Source organism: Chitinophaga sp. RAB17 (assembly GCF_052114225.1).
Classification (GTDB): Bacteria; Bacteroidota; Bacteroidia; order Chitinophagales; family Chitinophagaceae; genus Chitinophaga.
In genome coordinates this window covers 1-17590 of sequence record NZ_JBFREI010000006.1, presented here as the reverse complement: position 1 = coordinate 17590, position 17590 = coordinate 1, and the positions used below count along the sequence as shown (strand labels likewise).

Sequence of the window (17590 nt, the reverse complement as noted above, 5' to 3'; positions counted from 1 at the left end):
ACACATCCAAAATGTAGTATTGCTTTGGTAAAAAAAAGTATCTTGTTTTCAAATTTATTCCACGACATGCGATTAATCACTCAGCGTCCGGCAGCAACACTGCTGGCAGTATTTATTATGGGTACAACTGCCATCCACGCGCAGCAAACCTCCTTTAATGAAAAGGGCATTTCCCGGCCTCTATTGGAACATTACCTGGATCATGCCGTTACCATGACCGAATTCCTCGCCGTAGATCCTTACGCATTAGATGCTCCCTATCCCAATAAAGAAGATGATATCCGCCTGATTCACAACCTGGGCGCAAAGTTTATCGGCAGAGCAATTTATCGATGGGGAAGCGAAGCAGTACTCGCCAACAAAGACTATCTGGCCAATGCCAAACGCCTGGTACAGGAAGTACACAAAAGCGATCCGGAAATAGTTTTTCAGGCGGCATTATTTGAACAGATCACCGCACAGGTCAACACTATTCCCATACCCGACTGGGCTTTTAAGGCGCTTGGATACCCCGTGGAAGAACGGCATTTCCGTTATGACGACATGCTCAATCTCAATGGGAAACTCGTGAACCACTGGAGTAAAGGCAATAGTGTACCCGATATTACCCGCAAAGAAACACAGCTGTGGTTTATGTTCCTCGCCGGCACCTACATGGAAGTTGGCTGTGAAGCCCTTCACCTGGGGCAGATCGCGCTTATCGGCATGGAAGATCCTGCATTGACCACCTGGGCGGCCTTCCTGGAAAAATTGCGCGCCTACGCCAAAGATCATACCCGCCATCACTGGGTATTGCTCGATGCCCATACCCCATCCGGCGGCATGGTGGTAAATGGGAAAAGTTTACTTGATTTCAACTCCTTTCCACTGCGCATCAAATCCGTTCCCGAACATCCGCAACAAGGTATCCTGCAGATGGGTTTTACCGATGCCCTTTTTGGGAGAAGCAAAGGCGGTATTTCCCCCAGTGGCTGGAAAGCCACGTCCATGCCTTATCTTGTAGAGTTGGATAATTTTGGCGTTAGTAATCATCCTGGCGTACCAGATACCACCACCATCTACCCCTGGGGCTATGATGAGATCAGCTGGTTTTATCAGCAACCGGAGCAATACCGCAACGAATGGCTGCGGTATGCCCATGCATGGGTGGCCTCCCATGATACAAATGGTCACTTACAGATGCCGGTAACACGCATCGTTACGCTGGGATATAAGAAACCCAGATTGAAATTCCGGGCGAATACCCGTTCTGCAAATTGTCCGGATGGGATGAATACAGAAGAAACGATTAAAGAGATCTGGCGGGCAGCAGATGCAAAGAAATAGGGGAAAAAGTAAAGGGTGACCGTGATGGTCACCCTTTACTTTTTATTATCGTCAACTGTTTATTTTTTCCTTACAAATTTAGCTACCTGTGATCCGGACACCTCTGTACCCGGTACTACCACCTGGCTGAGGTCAATCGTCATGGTCATATTATCGCCTTCCACCACTACTGTAGCATCGGCACCTTGCGTAGGAGCTCCTCCCATTCCGGTCGGATCTCCCACAAATCCTTCATCCATGTGAATCTTATTCGCGCTTATTTCCTTATAGGGAGAAACTACATCATAAGGCGGTACAGTCGCAACGATTGGCTGGGTCACGTCCTGAGAAGGTACGCCAGGAGCACTCACCGTCATTTTCATGGTGCCATTGATAGAATAGGCCAGCCCGGTGACGGTAATATTTTTACCATCAAAAACAAAAACACCCGCATTAGCCGTTGTTGTATATTCACTATAAGATTTCACGGTGACACCGCTCTCTCTCTGGGAGGTACTGCTCTTTACCGTTACACCCACAAAATTCCAGGTACCTTCTATTTTAGCACTGCCCGCAGGTGGCGTAACAGGAGGAGGTGTACCAGGCGGGTAAACAGGATTCACATCCGGTCCGGCCATTTCAAGGTTACAGGCAGCAAATGATAAACTAAAAGTAGCTAACAGGAGCAGGGATCTAAAGGCGCTCATCTTCATAAATTTGGTATTACAACGGGATTATGGCAGCGAAGATACTACCATTCATTGTACTGTAAAAGGGAATGTACAGGATACTTATCTAGCTAACAGCAGCTTCGCCGGCTCTGATCTCTTCAAAAAATGGTGTACGTCTTTCTTCCACACATTGCACCGCATATAGATACAGTGCAGCGCTCCAGGTTTGCCACTCCTGCCCTTTTGCAATACCATCCTGTGCTTTCAGCCACTCATTGAATCCATATTCCAGGGTGCCACTATTGGAAATAGTAATAATGCGGGTTAACTCAATGAGCTTTTCTTCTGCGAGCTTATACTTTTTTGCTGCCACCAGTGCCGCCACATAAAAGCCACAGATAAAGGGCCAGATCCCACCGTTATGGTACTCGCCCGGCAGGTTATAAATCGCATATCGTTCATGCCAGTCGTAATCACCCGGTTTCGTATAGGGGAAGAAGTTAGGGGGCAGTTTTACCGACAGTTGCCCGTTCTTCATCAGCTCCCCGCATTCTTCTTCAATCCACGACACCATTTCCGCCGCCCTGGTAGGCGCCGCAATGCCGGAGAGAATAGCCAGACTATTGCCCAGCAAGTCAAACCGTTCACTACTCAACACTTTATAGGACCACATCGCATAATAAGGTTTATGTTTTACCATCAATCCCTCATGTACATGGCGATGCTGCACACCCGCGGTGATCGTAAAACGGCCCATATCCTGCTTTACACGATCTGCCCGCGCATGTTGCCCCAGTATGCGCAGGTAGCTGTACACCAGCGTATTTACAAATAAGCCATAGCCAAGCACCCATTGCTCATCGCGCCAGTCGCTGGTAGGCTGCTGCGCTACCAGGAAACGATCAGAAGGACTCTGATATTCCATCCAGGTCAACGACCTGTTCACCGCCTCTTCCAGGAACGTGGGATCATTGGTGAGTTTGCGGTACATACCAGTGATCAGGAGAAACAAAGGCGTGCTGTCACTCGATCCCAGATCTTCTTTATCATGTACCAGCGAAGCAATATGTCCATGTGGGGTTTGATTTTTCGCCAGTGTTTCCAGCACTTTCCTGATACTTTTTATCAGCACTTCATTACCGGTAACGGCTATACCAAAAAAAGACAGCAGTAAATCTCTCGTATAAGGTTCAGGATATCCCCATCCGGCCGTGCGCGGTAAACCATGAAAGGGCCCATTCACATTATGCAGTAATACCTGCAAAGCAGCGTCTCTTGCCGCGGTTATTGTTAACCAGGTAGATGCTTCCATGTTCAATGAATATTAAGTTTTTCATTCAACACCCGCACAAATTGCCGGGCTACCGTACGATAATCAAATCTATCTACGACCCTTTGCCGTGCTGCCTTTCCCAACTGATCCCTGTACGAGGGATCGTTCATTAATCGTTGTAAATACCGGCCGATATCATTCACATCTGCCCTATAGTCTACCGTACGGGGGGTACCAAATACTACTTTATGATTAGCCGTAAAACCAGACTCCAATCCTAAAATGACTTCATTCACCACAATCCGCTCTGCCACACCTGCCATCAGCGCTGTTTCTTCATGCACCAGGGTATCCAGCATGCCCATGGCATGAATGCCGATCACCGGTTTTTCACAGGCGCCCGCTTCTATCTGCGGCATACCGAAACCTTCCAGCCGGGACGGTGCCACATAGATATCGCAGGCATTGAGGAGGTAAGGCATATAATTCCTGGATACGATACTGGTTACATACTGCACTTTGTTTGTGAGTCCCAGTTGCGCCGCCAGCTCCAGGTCCGATTCATTCTGCAGCCGGGTACGGGGTTGCGGCCATACTTTGCAGATATACTTCCAGTTGGATGGTACTTTATCTTCTAATGCTGCCAATGCCTGCATCACCTCTCTGGCGCCCTTGGAACAGGCATCTCCTCCTACTGTCAGCAACATCAGCTCATCCGGCGCTATTCCCAACGATTCCCGCACCGCACTTACCTCCGGCTGATCCTTGTCCATGGGAGTAAACTTGTCTGTATTACATCCCACTGGTAATACCATTATCTTCTCACCGCTGATGCCATCGCGGATATACATTTCTTTCACCCATTGAGAAGTTACCAGTATCAACGGCAGTTTATTGAGCACATCCTGGTAGTTGGCAATGTATCCGTCTGCCACCAGCCAGGGAACAGCCCGCAGCCCGAATTTCTGCGGATGCAGGATCAACTGGGGCGTATGCCCCCAGTAGCCTACTCCGAGTACCACATCGGGCTTAAACCAACGGTAATACCATTCTTTTTCCAGTGGAGAATCGTAGTGGACTGAAAAAGCCTCCACTCCTATCTCCAGCAAACCGCGGTATAATAAATCACCTTGCGTTGCGAGTCCACCTGGTGCGGGCGGATAGTCATACAACAATAGCACTTTCATAATTCAGGTGGTAAACTGTTCAGCCATTGCAGCGCTTCTTCCGGGTTACTAAAACACCAGAATGCCTCTGCCAATGGTGTGGTGGCCGCTTCCCAGCTATCGCTCTTAAAACCATAAGTATTGGTGACTACCTCATATTTGCGTTGCCAGATGTCTTTCTCCAGCACATGATAAATAGTTGCTTCGGGTACTGCTTCCGGATAATAGGCCTTCAGCCCGTCTTCATAAGCAAATACCCACAGTTCATCTGCTATAATTTTACCCTGCTGCCACAACCGGATCACTGCCCGGCTTACTTCTTCATGACGCAGGTGTCGTGTATATTCTCCCTGTGGATGATGCGTAATAATAAGGTCATAATGCTGCACTGGCAGCAGCGCCAGGACCTGTTTCTCTACGGCTGTCAGCGGCAGCGGCGTTTGTTCCGGGCCGTCATTCATATCTCCCATAATCCCCTGCGCACCGAATACCTGTAAAGCTTTAAAAAATTTAGGCGCCCGGTCTGTATCACTGGCTCTGCAAAGACTCACCACCGTCCAGTCCCAATGCTCATGATACAGGATAGTGCCTCCTGCCCACAAAGTTTCATCGTCAGGATGTGCTACTATTATTGCCGCGGCTTTCTGGCTCTTTATTACAGGGTTCTCTATACTCATGATGGCTATTTTAATTTGATGGGAGGGTTATTGCATGGTTCTTAAAGTTACTGAAACTCAGGGAGGGTAACAAAGCATATTTTACTTCGTTTTCCTCATTAGTTATTACTTCCAGCATTTATTTATGATCTTACATGAAATTTTACGGAAACATCATGAAAAGACTTGTAGCTATCTCCGCTTTCATAGCACTCAACATGGGACTCAAAGCACAAACAATGCAATGGTATAACACACCGAAAAAATGGTCTGCCGCCGATAATAAAATCAACGTCACCGTTGATCCCGGCACCGATTACTGGCAGGTAACCCACTACGGATTTATCCGCGACAACGGCCCGTTTTACTACCAGGAACAGGAAGGTGATTTTACGGCCACCGTAAAAATTACCGGTCAATATAAGGAGCTGTTTCATCAGGCTGGCCTGATGATCCGCACCAACGACAAAAACTGGATTAAAACAGGTATCGAATATGTAGATGGCGTACAGAATGTAAGCGCTGTAGTGACCCGTGAAGTATCCGACTGGTCAGTTGTGCCACGTCATGACAGTCCTAAAAGTATGTGGCTGAAAATGTTGCGTAAAGGAGATTATGTACAGATTGAATATTCTTTTGATAATAAGAAATTTGATATGCTTCGTCTGGCGTATTTTCCTCCGGGTGGAAAAGTGCAGATAGGTCCTGTGGCAGCGGCTCCCGGGAAATTACCATTTAATGTAGTGTTTGAAGATTTTAAGGTAGTGCCTTTGAAATAATCAAATAAGCGCGGCTACCAGCCGCGCTTATTAATTTTGTTATGCCCTGTTGCAGGAATTATTTATAGGATACTTCTTTGGCCGCCTGCATGATCACAGCAGCTACTTTCTGTGGCTGTGATACATACACCGCATGACTACCTTTGATCTCTGTCACTTTGGTATTGGAACGTTTATACATATTACGCTGGATATCGGGATTGATACTTTTATCTTCCGTAGCTACAATACCGAATGTAGGTTTGGTTCTCCATGCAGCCTCCGTAATCGGGGTTACAAAACATTTGCCGTAAAAAGCGCCCTGTGAGGCATACATAAATTCCGCATCTTCTTTGCTCAGATCACCGCAGAAACCCGCATGGAATTTTGCTTTATCATAATAAACGATACCATTTTCATTGGGAGGCAATACGCCATTTTCTGGTGCAGGCTGGGCGGTCTGGAACCATTGTAAAGCTGTTTCATTATTATCTGGCTGGAAAGCGGCGATATACACCAGTCCGGCAACTTTCGGATGATTTCCTGCCTGTGTGATAACCACACCACCCCACGAGTGACCGGCAAGAATCGTAGGACCATCCTGCGCATCCAGCACAAGCTTTGTTGCTGCCACATCATCTTCAAGAGACGTCAAAGGATTTTGTACGATAGTAACATGGTATCCCTGTTTGGTCAGGGCTTCATAAACGCCTTTGTAACCGGAGCCGTCTGCGAAGGCGCCGTGTACCAATACTATATTTTTTACTACTTGTGCATTTGCTTCAGTTACTGCACCAAATAAGGTGGAAAGGGCCACTGTTACGGCCAGGATAGCGCTTTTAAATATTGACTTTGTCATCTTTTTTGTTGTTGAAGTTTTTTGTTTGAATCAACGATACAAAGATGCGATGAAAAGCAGGTGGCGGCGATGAGCGCATTTCCCGATTAGTTGTGATTATTTCCCTTCTTTCGCTATTCCTGAAGAATTTCTGAAATCCGAAGGTGATACCCCTATATTTTTTTTGAAGAAGTTGGAGAAGTAGGCTACATCTTCAAATCCGAGTTCAAAAGTGATGTGCTTAATTGATTTGTCGGTATAACTCAATAGCCGTCTTGCTTCCACAGTGATTCTTTCCTGGATAATCTGCGAAGGCGTTTTCTGATTAAAAATCGCAAAAAGATTAGATAAGGTTTTGGGCGACTTACAAAGCTGTTGCGCGTAAAAGCTTACGGAATGCTCCGACTTGAAATGTGCTTCTACCAGCAGGTTGAACTTTCGAATAATATGAAACCTTTCGTCGGGAAGTTTCTTAACAGGCACATATCCTGATTTCGCTAACCGGGTTACGTAAATGATCAAACGCTTTAACAGCACCAGCAGCATTTCATTCTGGATATGATCCGAGGTATTCAATTCTTCAATAAAAACATCAGATAGCAGTTGCAACTTTTGCTGGGCATGATCATTCAGCTTAACGAACATATGATCTGTACTGCTAAACAAGAATCCCACACAACTCACTTCACTATCGTGGTCGATAATACAATAGAATTCCCGGTTAAATTGCCAGGCAATGATACTTTCAGAGTTTTCAAAGCTGAAAGACTGGCTAAACAAGAGCGTCAGCAAGGTATTGCCAGGAAATTCATGCTCAATCCCATCGATGGTAACCGTCTGGCTTTCTCCCGGATTCCAGGCAATCGTAAAATATTTGTTGAACCTGTCTTTGGAGAAAAACAACCGGTCAAAACCTGCTTCTTCCTTAAAAAGCAGCAATTCCCCTCCTGTATTCTCTTCCCTTATTTTAAGCTTCATTATTGATTTAATGAATGATGATTGAATGCCGCACGGTAAACAGATACCGTTTGATCATTACCCAAAATACGAAAGAAGAACGGAAGGCCAAAGTTTAAGTGCCAGGACCTGATATCATCAAATCCATAGACCCCCATTTGCCGACAAAGGAATTGTTTATTATGATAAGGCAAAGTATCATGCTGGTTTCTGTGATGATCTGAGCAAGGAAGACGCTGAGTTTATGTATGTCTCACAAGGTGCGTTTTACGGCAAATGTTTTGTAACTCCGATTACGGAGGCTGCATGGAGAACCAAACCTACATTTGGTATCATGGCTCCAGTTTGCCCCGTCCGAATACAAGGTAATAGCTAAGTTATATTCGTTCATTGATGTGCCCTACACCGTTAAAGTTTAAATAACAGCATATGCCTTTACTGCTTTATTATGAAGCCTCTTCACATTGAAGAACGCCACACTCGCCGGCACAAGTTCACTCCACCACGGCATTCTTCCGTTTGTTGGTAATTTCGTTTCATCTAAAAACAGCCAGGCCTTGGCTTCGGCGACAGTGATGCACTTGTTATCTATAGGGATAGTAGTGGCAGGGCGTTGACGAAAATAACCAGCAGCTACTTTTTGTTGAATGAATTGATGAGTAACAAGAGCGTTTTGGGCCGATAGATGCTGCAATAAAAAAAGTGCCAGCAAAGTAAAAATGTATTTCATAGTTGTATTCCTTTCATTGGCATTCAGCCGGTCGTTTTTCTAAACGCTTATGAATATATAAATAAGATATTAATTAATGATATACCACGCCGCTCCACTGCTTTGTAGCTGTACGCTCTTGTTATAAGTATTAAAAATAAAATTGGGACCATTCTCAATCAGATCACCACTCTGYGGTTGAATAGTAATATTCACCGCATTGTTGGAAATCTTCTTGACATTATATACTCTCCCTTTATTACTCGCAGCAACTGGTAACGTCACAACTACTGCAGCGCTGTTATTAATGATCGTTGTAAAGTCATTCGGGCCAAGGCTAATGTTTCCTTGTATCACGCTAATCGGCATAATACCTGTTCCTGGAGATTTTAATCTTACAACCCCATTGGCATCAGTAGTAAGTATACTATCTCCGGCAGCATTATTTCTGGCGTTGCCGATCCTCACTCCGCCATTAACATCCAATAGTGCAACAGGCGTAATAGTGCCAATCCCTACGCTACCATTACTGGATATACGTATTCGCTCCACATAAGTCTGAGGTCCATTTCTTTGCCCAATGACAATATTCGATTGATAACTGTTACCTCCCATCCCCACAATGCCCATATATGCAGACTGATAAAGACCTTCTTTATTAATTGCCTGAAAACTGATCCCAGAGTAAATACTATCTGCTTTACCCATATTATACAATCCCAGCATTGTACCTAACGGATAGCTATATGCGATAGACCTGGTGTCATATATTGCCGTAATGGAATCCGAAACACTGAGTCTGAATCCCGGCTGCGGTGTATTCACTCCCATATATCCATTTGTCCTGATCCCTTCGTTAAATGTCACGATACCATTAGTCCGCTCCACAGTCATCACATTACTCACAAACGTTCCGGAATCACTATACCGCGCCAACCGAAAATCTGATCCCTGATTACCAGTGCCCGACTCCGTATTATAAAGGAAAGTAGCCCAACGGGAAGTACTTCCGCCCGGTTTCAGCATGACAGTATGTGGTGAGTTAATAGCATTATTTGTCATGAAGGCGCCTGCTCTTCCGGTACCTGCTATCCAAAAACTGGCCAGTGGCTGTGATACTGTTGCCTGTTGCCAGATGTACAAAGGATCAGCTGCCGTTTTGATCAACGGAGATAAGGAAAGTGTATCCTGTCCATCTATTGCTAACGCATTTCCATTTACTTGTTTAAGTCGCAATTTTTGGAATTCTGTACGGCCCCTCCCTTTATTAAAGAGAAATCCCGGAATCTTTTGTGTTCGATTTTCGAGAATCAATTCTGCAGTATCACAGGTATTATAGATCCTGACACTATCTGCTTTGATCTGGTAAATATTCTGGGCAAAACTATAACTGACAGAAAAAATCAGCATCAATACGGAGAAAAAACACTTCATAGGAATAGGATACTAAATATAAAATGGCATACACGACTCATCAACAAACCTCCCGCAGGGCAAAGTTTTATGCTAATCTGATAATTCAATTGCCCGCTAAGATACTGCATACTTTAAATCCAAAAACAATAAAATGATACTAGATTATTATATCTTGTTTACCTGGAAGATAAAAACATGAACATGAAAAATTTCGCCACAAACTATCTTAAAAAAACCTGGGCGCTATTACTGCTGTTCGCTGTCAACAGTTACGGCCAACAACGTCCCAACATTATTTTCATATTCTCTGACGACCACGCCTACCAGGCTATCAGTGCCTACGGCAGCAAATTGGTCCAGACACCCAATATTGACCGTATCGCCAGGCAAGGCGCTGTTTTTAAAAACGCGCTTGTTACCAACTCTATCTGTGGACCCAGCAGGGCCACGCTGCTTACCGGCAAGTATAGTCACATCAATGGCTATACGCTGAATGAAAAGAAATTTGATGTGGAACAGCAACTGTTCCCCGCCCTGCTGCAGCAAAATGGTTATCAGACCGCCTGGATAGGTAAATGGCACCTGGGCAGCCTGCCTAAGGGATTCGATTACTGGCGCATCCTCAACAGTCAGGGGCAATATTACAACCCGGATATTATTGGCCCCCGGGATACCACCCGCATAGAAGGATATGTGACCAATATTATTACCAACTTGTCGCTCAACTGGCTAAACAACCGGGATACCACTAAACCATTCTTCCTGGTGGTGGGCGAAAAAGCTACACACCGTGAATGGCAGCCGGATATCCGGGACCTGGGCATATATGATGATAAAACATTTCCACTTCCGCCGACTTTCAGAGATAATTACAAAAACCGGCTGGCCGCTCAAAACCAGGACATGACCATCGATAAAACCATGCGCCTGAAAGAAGACCTGAAAGTACATACCGATTACGAAAAAGGCATCTATGGACGCTTTACACCAGAGCAAAAGAAAGCGTACATAGATTACTACGAAAACAAAATCAGCAAAGAATTTGATGCAAAACACCTTTCCGGCGATGCCCTCGTGGAATGGAAATACCAGCGCTACCTGAAAGACTACCTGGCAACCGCAAAATCACTCGACCGCAACATCGGACAACTGCTGGACTATCTCGATAAATCCGGCCTGTCAAAGAATACGGTAGTGGTATATGCTTCGGATCAGGGATTTTATATGGGCGAACACGGCTGGTTTGACAAACGCTTTATTTACGAAGAGTCATTGCGTACTCCTTTTATCATAAAATATCCCGGTGTTATAAAACCAGGTACCACCATCAATCAGCTGATGCTGAATATCGACTGGGCCCCTACCTTCCTTAACATGGCCGGTGTAAAAGTACCTGCCGATATACAAGGTACTTCCTTTCTCCCCCTGCTGAAAGAAGATCCTAAAAAGGTGTCCTGGAGAAAAGAAGCCTATTATCACTATTACGAGTTCCCACAACCACATCACGTATACCCTCATTTCGGCATCCGCACGGAACAATATACCCTGGTGCGCTTCTATGGTGAGTCAAATAGCTGGGAACTGTACGACCTGCAAAAAGATCCGCATGAGGTAAACAATCTCTATGGGCAAAAAAGCTACGAAAAGCTCACAGCGACCCTTAAAGACAAACTGAAAAAACTGATGATACAGTATAAAGACACCGATGCACTGAAAATACTGGAGACAAAATAACCGCCTCCTGCAACAGAATATATGACGTACAAAGCCAAAACTTTTGACAATTAAGCCAAAAGGGCTATTTTTGACTCCTGATTGCAGTATTTACTGGTGATCTGCTGGCTTGAAAGTGCGACTGAAAATATTTCTTTAAGTTATTGATAAATAGGAAATTAAAACTTAAGGAACCGCATCAGCAACGGTGCGGTTTTTTTTATGCACCGTCATTAATCATTATACGATTATTATTTAAACATGAAGACATACTTCCGACTTTTATCATTTGCTAAACCTATTAACAGATTTGCGATCCCCTATATTATCTGCACGTTATTGTCTGTGGTATTCAGCACGCTGAACCTTGCACTGCTGGCCCCTTTGCTGGATACTTTATTTACTAAAAACCCGGCCAAAACAATTAGTCCCATGCCGGATAATTACTTCAAAATTTTCGATGTATTCAAACATTACACCACCAGCATCTCTTATCAATATGGTCAGTTAGAGAGCCTGAAGTTTATATGTATAGGCATTGCTTCTTCTGTATTAATCGGCAACCTGTTCCGCTATTTCGCAGACCGCACCATGGAAAGTTTGCGGATCCAGACATTGCTGAACCTACGCAAAAGTGTATTTAATAATGTCATGGACCTGCATCTGGGTTACTTCAGCAATGAAAGAAAGGGAGATATCATCTCCAAAATCGCCTCAGATGTACAGGTAGTACAATATACTGTTACCGGCACGCTACAGGTATTATTTAAAGAACCAGCCACCCTGATCTCTTTCCTGGTCATGCTGTTTCTCATTTCCTATAAGCTAACACTGATTTCTATGCTGGTCATCCCGGTGGCTGGTCTTATAATAGGTAGAATTGTAAGAAGACTGAAATCACAGGCTACCGCCTCCCATGAAACCTATGGCGTGATGATCAGTTACCTCGATGAGGCACTGAATGGTATCCGTATCGTGAAAGCCTTTAACGCGGTAAATTTTATCACTAACCGCTTCGACAAACAAAACCGCCGCTATTCAAAGATTGCCCGTTCCATGGCTAAAAGACAACAGCTGGCTTCTCCTGTTTCTGAAACATTAGGGGTACTCATGGTAGCATGTATTGTGTTTTATGGGGGCTCTCTTATCATTAATAATCAGGGAGAGATGGACGGATCTACCTTTGTGGTATATATCGCGCTCTTTTCCCAGATCATGCGTCCGGCCAAAGCTATTTCAGGTGCTTTCGGCAATATTCACTCCGGCATTGCTGCAGGAGAAAGGGTGCTGAGCCTGATAGATGAAAAACCAATTGTATTCAATGCCCCGAATGCGACTACCCTTACCGGTTTTGAAGAAAACATCCGGTTTGACAATGTATCATTTGCTTATGGCGATAAAACCATTCTGAAAAATATTAACCTCACTATCCCTAAAGGTTCGTCAGTGGCTTTAGTAGGCCCTTCCGGTGGCGGTAAGTCCACATTAATGGACTTAATCCCCCGCTTTATGGATCCACAGGGAGGTGGCGTGCTGATAGATGGCAAAAACCTGAAGACGGTTACCATGGAATCTCTCCGCGCCCTGATGGGGGTGGTGAACCAGGAATCCATCCTCTTTAATGATACTATCTTCAATAATATCGCCTTCGCCAAGCCATCTGCAACTGCTGCTGAAGTAGAAGCGGCAGCCAGAATAGCCAATGCACACGAATTTATTACCAATACGGAAAACGGATACGAAACAAATATAGGTGATAAGGGCTCCAAACTTTCCGGTGGACAAAGGCAACGTATCTGTATTGCCCGCGCAGTACTCTCTAATCCGCCACTGATGTTGCTGGATGAAGCTACATCTGCCCTGGATACGGAATCCGAAAAAATGGTGCAGGATGCCCTCAACAACCTGATGAAGAACCGTACCTCGCTGGTCATTGCCCATCGCCTCAGTACCATTCAAAATGCAGATCTTATTATAGTACTGGATAACGGGCAAATTGCCGAACAGGGCACCCACCAGGAACTACTCAATAATAATGGTATTTATAAACGCCTGATAGAAATGCAGACGTTTAGTACTAACTAATAAAAAAGGCCACCTCAGGGTGGCCTTTTTTATGTATAATAAGTTTTGAAATAATCAGTCTGTTGTAAGTTGGTGACGATAGCCATTGGAGCAATAAGCTATTCCCTGATTCAGGGTGTCCAGGTATACCCGGTAATTAATATTCTCGTGTACACGGGAATTAAATGGGTGATGCAGGTGGTAACATACTGCTTTCAGCTTCACCTTTTTCTGGTAAAGCCCGGAATTGATAAAACGTGCCGCCAGCTCAATATCTTCATGTCCCCAACCCTTCAGCTCGTTATTGTATCCATTCACCTTCAGAAAATCTTCTCTCCAGAAAGCACAATTACAGCCTATCCAATTCCTTGAACGCTTCGTCTTTTTAATGACTAAAGGTGCTAAAAATGGAATACGAAGTGAATTAATCCTGTTTCTTACCCCTTTACCAAATGTAGAAACCGGTCCGAAATTGCCGGTAAGAAGGCATTTTTTAGTGATCTCCTCTGGCAGCAATACCCGGCTGCCACGAATATAATAACCTCTTTCAGCTTCGCTGATGTGGTCTTTGATAAAAAGCTCATGCATCACAATATCTCCGTCAATCTGGATGATATAGTCTGAAGAAGTTCCCGTAATGGCTTGATTGATGATAATTGTTTTGCGAAACCCCTCATCCGGATGCCAGAAATGCTTGACCGGGATAGACGTTTTTTGTCTGAAAGCATCCACCACAGCCCTGGTACTCTCTCCGGAGCCATCATCTGCGATGATAACCTCATCAGGGAGCACGGTCTGAACCAGCACACTTTCCAGTACCAGCTTTAACGCTTCAGGCCAGTTGTACGTTGTAACAAGTAAGGCTACCGACACTCTTTCCCCCATATTAATTATATATAAAATTAATGTTTAAAAAGCTCATGTTGCTATCCTTCCATTGTATAACGCTCTCTTATAGCAATTTATTACGCAGCTTGCCTTTCTATCGTGTGCACGGTTGTATTCCGTTATATCTTTATATAATCAAGAAAGTGTAGGTTCCATCTTGCTATAAATTGGTTAGTTATACTTTAAGTTAGCTCTATGATAATAAAAACGTTTCTAGGATATAATAAGTTACACGTTGCTACCGTACTTTCTATAAAATTGTGCCAAATTGGGCTTTCTGAAACTTATCATGACTTTTTATGGTTAAAAACATTTAATCAACAAAAACATAATAATTTTATGCAATTTATAATATAATTACGATAACCACATAATATTTTTTTTGACGATACAATCACCTATTCACCTGTATCTACCTTCTTCATTAGCTCCTGCCTTACTGCTGCCGGTACTTTGTCTAATAATTTATAACGGGTAACCTTTTCTATTTCTTCTATGGAGGTAAGATAGGCCGACCACTTTGTATTAACATCATTTTTGTTCGGTGTGTTCACTGCAATGATGCGCGTATTTTTATTAATACGCTTCAGGTCATTGTTTCCCTCTGGCAAAACCACCAGAATTTTCCAGATATGATCCGGCACGTTTACATTGCTGCGGTCTATGTTTTTTGCCAGCCCTTTGCTGCCTACACCTCCACAGCCATAACTTCCCATGATCACATACACTTCATTACCATCCATCACCAGCTCCCGGGTATAATCTTCGAGGTTTTTCCACAAATGCTGGTTATGATTAGGCGCCTGCGGAATCATATTGGTCATCAGAAAAGTGGCCTCATTAGCAGCCCTGCTGGCAGTGCGATCCCCGGAAGGACAATTATGCCCCCTGTCAAAACCGCTTCCGATATAACTGGTTTGTGACACCTGGTACCAATCACCCGGCAGGTCCGCATCCGGCCTGAAATCATTGGCCCGGGACATTTTCCCAAGATCCCGACGCGAAACATGCCAGCATACCCAGTTAGGCGTTCCCTTATCGCGGTTGTAGGATAATTTATAATATCCCTTGTCCATGAGATAATTATTCGCCATCACCAATGAGGTAGCCGCAGCACTGGGGTTGCCCAACAACATATTATCATCTTCTCCATCCGAAGGCTTCTCCGTTGGCGTGCCCGGTTCCAGCTTGCCACCAGCGATCACCCGGAATACATCAAAATTGATCCTGCTATTGCCTTTATCCGTTTTACGGATATCGAAACGGATAGTTCCTGTTGCCGATGTTGTAAAAGTAGCCGTGCGCAACGTGGTAGTGCTGACACTAACCCCGTCCCCTACACGAAAATAACTTTGGCCACGGTTTACCGATGCCCATAACTCCCATTCCCCTTTTTCATCTGCTCCATACAATGCATATTTCAGGGTAACCGTTACTGTACCTTTTGTTTCAATATCGAAATTCATACCAGCCATACCCCTATTCCGGATACGCAACGCCTGTGCACCCGCTTTATGATCTTCTTCCAAAGTACCTGTTACGGCATCCTTAAATTTCCAGGTACCACTGGATAGATCCACGTCACTATTATTATAATTTGTTTTGGAACCGGATTCGAAATCTTCCGCCAGCAACGGAGTGGCAGCACGCAGTTTATTATTTTTTTTGTGAGATGTTTTCCGGGTAACATGCTTCCCTTTATCAGCCTTATCACCGGCTATTTTCCGGGAACAGGTTGTCACTGCAAATGCTGCAATGAGCAGTGTAACGATAACGGCTAAACTATTGAATCCTTGATTCTTCTTTTTCTTCTTTGGCATAGAATGTAACGAACGGCCGCGAAGATAATGGAAAAAGAAGAAAGCGGATTTTTTCTTACACCAGGTGATAGTGACTAAGAAAAAATCCGCCAGGATGATTCGTTACAATAACCGCCCGCTAGTAAAACAACTGCGACAATACGTTAGCAGCATCATTCGTCTTAGGTTTCAGACCCAAAAACTTGGTATACTGACTCAGCGTCAATAAGGTCTTCAACTTTGAAAATATGCCCTTTTGCAACCCGCCGAATTTTGACGTATAGGCACTGGGGTTAGATTGCTGTAACGGCAGAATAGCTGCTTTCTTTTTCAGAAAACCCGTCAGCAGATTCTGTACCTTAGGCTGCTGCACACTGGTCAGTGCCAATGCAGGAGTAAGCTTGCCTAAAATACTGCTGGCTATACCGCCAACATCAAAGGAAGAACCCTGTACACTACCCGCTGTCTTTTTAGCCTGGTCAAGTATGCTCTGCGCCTGTGTGGTGGCTACACCCAAAAAACAAACACATGAAATGGCAAGAACGATTCGCTTCATAATAGAGGGGAATTTAATTATGGTTAATGGATTATTGACGCTCTTCTAAATATAACAAATTACTGCCAGAAGTCCATTGGCCGGATCTAACAAAGAATTGACCCAAACACACATATCGGCCGCTAAACGGCGGCGTATTTTTGTGCCTGCAAGTCACAACTGCGATTTCAACGCACCAGGACAACGAAATGATATGGATATTCTTATAACGGAAAATGGGTTAGCCAACTTACGTGATTTTATGCCACGGGAATGCGCCCAGGTAATGACAAATAATAGCGCACACGCCAGCTATCGTGATGAACTGAACGATTACTTTTCCAACGCCTGTAAAATGGGTGGTCAAACACCTCCTCTTTTACAGGAGGCCCTTAGCTGGCATGCCCGCTTTAAGGAAAACGGAACCATGCTTAAAACCAATTCCTGTGTAGTTTGATAGATAAGTGTGATGATAAGAGGCCGGTACTTCCAGGAGAACCGGCTTTCTTTTTTTATAACTTACGGCGGATCAGGTTTTCAACCGGGAAATATCTTTTTTCAATATCCTCTAAATGCCCATACACTCGCGTTAGCCATTGTCAAATCCCTACTACACTAGCTTTGAATATTATACAATACGCCATACACTGGCTTTAGATAATCTTCCATCTGCCCCGAAAACAGGTTCCCCGGATTATGTTATATTTATAGTAATCAAAATAATCTCCCATGGCAAAACAAATGTCTGTCATTCCCTTTACGGGAAAACTCGGCCCTCTCATTGGGTATAAGCGCAATGGCAACTACTTCCTGCGCTCCATGCCTGAAAGCGTGCAGCAAAC

16 protein-coding genes are annotated in these 17590 nt (G+C 44.4%); 5 read left to right on the top strand and 11 right to left on the bottom strand.

What is annotated here, in order from left to right; translation table 11 throughout:
* Window positions 1-66: 66 nt before the first annotated feature.
* Complete coding sequence (locus AB4Z08_RS19725) at window positions 67-1326, top strand: hypothetical protein (protein WP_441575492.1); 1260 nt, start codon at window positions 67-69, stop codon at window positions 1324-1326.
* Between the two features lie 59 nt (window positions 1327-1385).
* On the opposite strand, the gene AB4Z08_RS19720 is transcribed toward AB4Z08_RS19725, so the two are convergent.
* From AB4Z08_RS19720 to AB4Z08_RS19705, 4 genes are all read right to left on the bottom strand, one after another.
* On the bottom strand, window positions 1386-2012 hold the full coding sequence (locus tag AB4Z08_RS19720; RefSeq protein ID WP_441575491.1) for a hypothetical protein: 627 nt from the start codon (window positions 2010-2012) through the stop codon (window positions 1386-1388).
* An 88-nt stretch (window positions 2013-2100) separates the two neighbouring features.
* Window positions 2101-3288: a glycoside hydrolase 100 family protein gene (locus AB4Z08_RS19715; RefSeq protein WP_441575490.1), complete on the bottom strand. Its 1188-nt coding sequence runs from the start codon at window positions 3286-3288 to the stop codon at window positions 2101-2103.
* Between the two features lie 2 nt (window positions 3289-3290).
* Complete coding sequence (locus AB4Z08_RS19710) at window positions 3291-4436, bottom strand: glycosyltransferase family 4 protein (RefSeq protein ID WP_441575489.1); 1146 nt, start codon at window positions 4434-4436, stop codon at window positions 3291-3293.
* Window positions 4433-5092: a PIG-L deacetylase family protein gene (locus tag AB4Z08_RS19705; RefSeq protein WP_441575488.1), complete on the bottom strand. Its 660-nt coding sequence runs from the start codon at window positions 5090-5092 to the stop codon at window positions 4433-4435. The genes AB4Z08_RS19710 and AB4Z08_RS19705 overlap by 4 nt, the downstream gene beginning before the upstream one ends.
* 155 nt (window positions 5093-5247) lie before the next feature.
* Between AB4Z08_RS19705 and AB4Z08_RS19700 the strand changes: the two genes are divergently transcribed.
* Window positions 5248-5850, top strand: a complete 603-nt coding sequence (locus AB4Z08_RS19700; RefSeq protein ID WP_441575487.1) for a DUF1349 domain-containing protein — start codon at window positions 5248-5250, stop codon at window positions 5848-5850.
* A 58-nt stretch (window positions 5851-5908) separates the two neighbouring features.
* Here AB4Z08_RS19700 and AB4Z08_RS19695 read toward each other — a convergent pair whose 3' ends face one another.
* The 4 genes from AB4Z08_RS19695 to AB4Z08_RS19680 form a co-directional block, all read right to left on the bottom strand.
* On the bottom strand, window positions 5909-6688 hold the full coding sequence (locus AB4Z08_RS19695; protein WP_441575486.1) for an alpha/beta hydrolase: 780 nt from the start codon (window positions 6686-6688) through the stop codon (window positions 5909-5911).
* Between the two features lie 96 nt (window positions 6689-6784).
* Window positions 6785-7645: a helix-turn-helix domain-containing protein gene (locus AB4Z08_RS19690; protein WP_441575485.1), complete on the bottom strand. Its 861-nt coding sequence runs from the start codon at window positions 7643-7645 to the stop codon at window positions 6785-6787.
* A 394-nt stretch (window positions 7646-8039) separates the two neighbouring features.
* The gene (locus AB4Z08_RS19685; RefSeq protein ID WP_441575484.1) at window positions 8040-8354 is read right to left on the bottom strand and encodes a hypothetical protein; all 315 of its coding nucleotides are present in this window, start codon (window positions 8352-8354) and stop codon (window positions 8040-8042) included.
* A 69-nt stretch (window positions 8355-8423) separates the two neighbouring features.
* On the bottom strand, window positions 8424-9767 hold the full coding sequence (locus AB4Z08_RS19680) for a hypothetical protein (protein WP_441575483.1): 1344 nt from the start codon (window positions 9765-9767) through the stop codon (window positions 8424-8426).
* Between the two features lie 183 nt (window positions 9768-9950).
* On the opposite strand from AB4Z08_RS19680, the gene AB4Z08_RS19675 reads away from it, so the two are divergent.
* Window positions 9951-11483, top strand: a complete 1533-nt coding sequence (locus AB4Z08_RS19675; RefSeq protein WP_441575482.1) for a sulfatase family protein — start codon at window positions 9951-9953, stop codon at window positions 11481-11483.
* Window positions 11484-11723: 240 nt separating this feature from the next.
* Entirely contained in the window at window positions 11724-13547 is a 1824-nt protein-coding gene (locus AB4Z08_RS19670; protein ID WP_441575481.1) for an ABC transporter ATP-binding protein, read from the top strand.
* A gap of 54 nt (window positions 13548-13601) precedes the next feature.
* On the opposite strand, the gene AB4Z08_RS19665 is transcribed toward AB4Z08_RS19670, so the two are convergent.
* From AB4Z08_RS19665 to AB4Z08_RS19655, 3 genes are all read right to left on the bottom strand, one after another.
* The gene (locus AB4Z08_RS19665; protein ID WP_441575480.1) at window positions 13602-14411 is read right to left on the bottom strand and encodes a glycosyltransferase family 2 protein; all 810 of its coding nucleotides are present in this window, start codon (window positions 14409-14411) and stop codon (window positions 13602-13604) included.
* 401 nt (window positions 14412-14812) lie between these two features.
* Window positions 14813-16234, bottom strand: coding sequence for a DNA/RNA non-specific endonuclease (locus AB4Z08_RS19660; protein WP_441575479.1), 1422 nt, complete (start codon window positions 16232-16234; stop codon window positions 14813-14815).
* Between the two features lie 118 nt (window positions 16235-16352).
* On the bottom strand, window positions 16353-16769 hold the full coding sequence (locus AB4Z08_RS19655) for a hypothetical protein (protein WP_441575478.1): 417 nt from the start codon (window positions 16767-16769) through the stop codon (window positions 16353-16355).
* Between the two features lie 193 nt (window positions 16770-16962).
* Here AB4Z08_RS19655 and AB4Z08_RS19650 point away from each other — a divergent pair, with 193 nt between their 5' ends.
* Window positions 16963-17205, top strand: coding sequence for an acetyl-CoA hydrolase/transferase C-terminal domain-containing protein (locus AB4Z08_RS19650; protein ID WP_441575477.1), 243 nt, complete (start codon window positions 16963-16965; stop codon window positions 17203-17205).
* Window positions 17206-17590: the final 385 nt, after the last annotated feature.

Excerpts from the sequence above, each read along its gene's own strand:
- AB4Z08_RS19685 (WP_441575484.1), bottom strand. The coding sequence starts at position 8,354 with ATGAAATACATTTTTACTTTGCTGGCACTTTTTTTATTGCAGCATCTA.
- AB4Z08_RS19725 (WP_441575492.1), top strand. The coding sequence starts at position 67 with ATGCGATTAATCACTCAGCGTCCGGCAGCAACACTGCTGGCAGTATTT.
- AB4Z08_RS19695 (WP_441575486.1), bottom strand. The coding sequence starts at position 6,688 with ATGACAAAGTCAATATTTAAAAGCGCTATCCTGGCCGTAACAGTGGCC.
- AB4Z08_RS19700 (WP_441575487.1), top strand. The coding sequence starts at position 5,248 with ATGAAAAGACTTGTAGCTATCTCCGCTTTCATAGCACTCAACATGGGA.
- AB4Z08_RS19705 (WP_441575488.1), bottom strand. The coding sequence starts at position 5,092 with ATGAGTATAGAGAACCCTGTAATAAAGAGCCAGAAAGCCGCGGCAATA.
- AB4Z08_RS19720 (WP_441575491.1), bottom strand. The coding sequence starts at position 2,012 with ATGAGCGCCTTTAGATCCCTGCTCCTGTTAGCTACTTTTAGTTTATCA.
- AB4Z08_RS19690 (WP_441575485.1), bottom strand. The coding sequence starts at position 7,645 with ATGAAGCTTAAAATAAGGGAAGAGAATACAGGAGGGGAATTGCTGCTT.
- AB4Z08_RS19660 (WP_441575479.1), bottom strand. The coding sequence starts at position 16,234 with ATGCCAAAGAAGAAAAAGAAGAATCAAGGATTCAATAGTTTAGCCGTT.
- AB4Z08_RS19675 (WP_441575482.1), top strand. The coding sequence starts at position 9,951 with ATGAAAAATTTCGCCACAAACTATCTTAAAAAAACCTGGGCGCTATTA.
- AB4Z08_RS19710 (WP_441575489.1), bottom strand. The coding sequence starts at position 4,436 with ATGAAAGTGCTATTGTTGTATGACTATCCGCCCGCACCAGGTGGACTC.
- AB4Z08_RS19665 (WP_441575480.1), bottom strand. The coding sequence starts at position 14,411 with ATGGGGGAAAGAGTGTCGGTAGCCTTACTTGTTACAACGTACAACTGG.
- AB4Z08_RS19715 (WP_441575490.1), bottom strand. The coding sequence starts at position 3,288 with ATGGAAGCATCTACCTGGTTAACAATAACCGCGGCAAGAGACGCTGCT.
- AB4Z08_RS19655 (WP_441575478.1), bottom strand. The coding sequence starts at position 16,769 with ATGAAGCGAATCGTTCTTGCCATTTCATGTGTTTGTTTTTTGGGTGTA.
- AB4Z08_RS19670 (WP_441575481.1), top strand. The coding sequence starts at position 11,724 with ATGAAGACATACTTCCGACTTTTATCATTTGCTAAACCTATTAACAGA.
- AB4Z08_RS19650 (WP_441575477.1), top strand. The coding sequence starts at position 16,963 with ATGGATATTCTTATAACGGAAAATGGGTTAGCCAACTTACGTGATTTT.